Here is a 3079-nt window from a genome sequence, read left to right as displayed (position 1 = left end):
TAACAGCGTCTGTGTTTAGTGTTTGAGTGATGGTGGTAATATTTGTGCTTAACGCATCAGCACTTCTACCGCCCAGTGTTTGAGTGCCGTCTTCTGCTTCTCTGCCGTAACCCACAGCCACCATTTTGACTTTGCCTGTGATGTCTTTAAGCTGAGTGCCATAAACCACTCGGTAGGCGCCGTCTTTGTCCATTTGCACGATGGTGGTTTTTGTTGGGTGTTTGAAGGCGAGTTTAAGGGTGCTGTCTTTGACATTGTCATCGGATTCGGTTTGGAATAGGATTTGATGGTCGTGGTTGGCTAGATCAGGTTTGGTTTTTTGGGACTCTGTGGTTAGTTTGTTGGTTTGTTCTTGGGTTAAGTTCTCCCAGGATTGGAGTTTTTTGTCTTGGTAAGGGGTGGTTTCAGCCAGATGCTGGGGGTCGTCGTATACAATTGCTCTATAATCTCCAGGACTTATTGATAAACACCGATCAAATGTGTCGCTTCTTGGATTAAAGTAGTATGCAGTGGATTTAATTCCATATTTATCAGTCAGTGCCTTAGCCAGTTCTTTGTAATAAGTTATATCACGCTCATCCTCAGGCATCAAGATATGCATAGAAGAAATAGAGTGTTTTTGAGTAATTTTAGATGTAAGCTCTAAGCTTGTTAAAGTTTCCTCTATTGTGGGAACTTCACCGCTTGTCATGCGAATGTACATTTTAAAGTCAAAGTTAGAACCAGAGTTGAATTCATCGCCATCATATTCGAATAACCGATACTTCCGGATTGTATATTCTGTCAAGAACACAGAATTTTTTGGAATATCTGGGTTATCAATAAATTCTATATTATCTCTAGCAATTGTTGTACCAAAACCCCTATCGCTAGTAGCCAATGTTACTTGACTATCTCCAGGGCTAGCATATACCAAAACATCTACATCAAAAGTTTTACTAAGGCTCTTTAAATCTTTCCCTTGTTCTAATGCATCAAACCGAGCAAACCAATCATTCTCTTTAGGAGTTTTGATATTAAGTTGTGCCATTGAGGCGCCTGAGGGTAGATCTTCTTTGAACTGGCGTAACATTTGCTCGGTCTCATCAAAGCCTTTAGCGTGAACATAAACTTTTAACTTGCCCTGTAATTCACCGATTTCCTTATTGCCATAAATGCGCTCTATTTTTGGTGACCCATCCTCATTAATAGAAAGAGAAACATCATAACGTTCATCTGTATAAGAATCGACAGGGACTATCTCACCTGCTTCATTGTAAGCGTAAGTTACTTTGAGTTTTTCTGAGCGGTATACTTCAAGGAAGAGTTTTTCAGGATGACTTAGGTCTGGTATTTGTACAATTTTTCTACCACTGTCAGATACCGCTGTCTTACCCAATCTAGCGCTTACTGCAGTGCGTTTTATTCCATATTCGGGCAACTCAGAGAGGAGTATTTTTGCGTATTCGGGTCCTAGCATACAAGGAAGTAAACTAACTTTTGTTATCTCGGAACCATTGCCAGCGGCCTTACCCACTATGCTAATATGCCTGGCAATATCTTTAACACTTCTGCCTGTAACACCTTCTGAGTTACCATGTGCATTAATCATAACTCTTATATTCCCTTTTGGCATCTTATCCAATACAGAGCCATATACAACCTCATAATTACCGTACGCATCCATATTAATAATAGTTGTGTTAAGTGGATATTTTCTTGCTAATTTTTGTGTGTTTTCTAATATATCTGAATTATCTACTTCTGCTATAATTACTTGATGTGCATACCTTTCTAATAGTTTTCTACTATCTTGTGGCACTTTAGTAGCCCCCCATTTTCCAAGTTCAGTTTTAGATTTTTTGGCTATTTGAATTTGACGCTCTATATTCAGTCTATCCATCTCTAATCGCTTTCTAAATCTAGGATTGGTTTTTGATATTTCTAAAATTTGATCACATACACCCGCTAACGCTACAATCTTACGACCGACTTCTAAGACTTGAGCTTCTATATATTTTTCAGTTACAGACGATGTAAGCACCATATATGCTTTTTTCTTTTCTTCTCTTGAGATTCGAGTCTGGGTATCAATAACCAAGTCCTTTACAAAAGAATGCACGCCACTAAGTTCTTTTGCAATTTCTGAGCTTGGGTATGCCTCCAAATATGCGTAGAGATCTGTTCTGAGTTGTGTTAGTTCAGTAAGAGAGGACTCTAATCCATTTTCTTGCGCCGCATTACAAACATGAAGCGCTTTAGTTAACATGTCGTAATCTGCACCTTTCTTGGATTCGAATTTTTTATGCTTAAGCAACTCTTCTAGTCTTTGTATTTTTTCATTAAGATCATTCAACGGATCTGTCAATACATTAGTAGTGATTTTAGCATTTTGAGTTTCTGAGGTGATTCTATTGTCCTCACTATCCCAACTATAAACCGTTTTCTGCCCACCTGTACGCATGACTTTTCTGCCATTGGCGTCTACTTCTATGTCTGCGGTTCTGCCTGTTACTTCTGCATTGGTTGATCCCTTGCCATTGTCATATAGTTTCTCTGCGACTAATTTTGTAAAAGAAACAGGGTTAAATGAAGTATCACCTGAGACAGAAGCTCGGTCTGTTTCACAACCCACTAGGGCAATACGACCTTCGTCTGTTTGTTCTATGTTGAGTTTTGTTTGTAAGGCTATAATGCGATTAGACAACGCATCAGCGCCCATTGTCTTCATTGATGATCCGTGAGCCACGACATTGATACGGTATTTGCCATTGACATTAAGTGCAACTTCGTTGCCGTTTACATCGTAAACTTTAATATTGCCTGCTTCGTCCATCTTGGCAATATAGCTGTTTTCTGGGTGTTTATTGGCTAAGGCATTAGTGGCATTTTTGACGGTGTCATCATTGTTTTCTAATTGGAATATGATGTTGGTTTGGTATTGTGAGTCGTTATTTAAATGTTTGCCATTGTGTCTTACCAAGGTGCCTTCGTCGTCGTAAACTCGGCTCTCTACTTTGCCAGTAAGCTTATCAAAGCTATAAAGTGTTTTGGCTTTGCCGTCTTTGTGTCTCCACTCACTTGTGCCGGTGCTTGAGGT

General features: G+C 39.4%; 1 protein-coding gene. It reads right to left on the bottom strand.

Features of this window, described 5'->3' with window-relative positions:
• Positions 1-3079, bottom strand: a 3079-nt coding sequence (locus BHECKSOX2_RS08510; protein ID WP_245391361.1) for a C80 family cysteine peptidase, incomplete at both ends; no start/stop codon positions are given.

Origin of the sequence: thiotrophic endosymbiont of Bathymodiolus puteoserpentis (Logatchev) (genome assembly GCF_900127505.1) — a bacterium.
In the GTDB taxonomy this organism is placed as follows: domain Bacteria; phylum Pseudomonadota; class Gammaproteobacteria; order PS1; family Pseudothioglobaceae; genus Thiodubiliella.
Note: the sequence above shows the minus strand (reverse complement) of the source record. Positions and strands in the feature narration are given on the sequence as shown.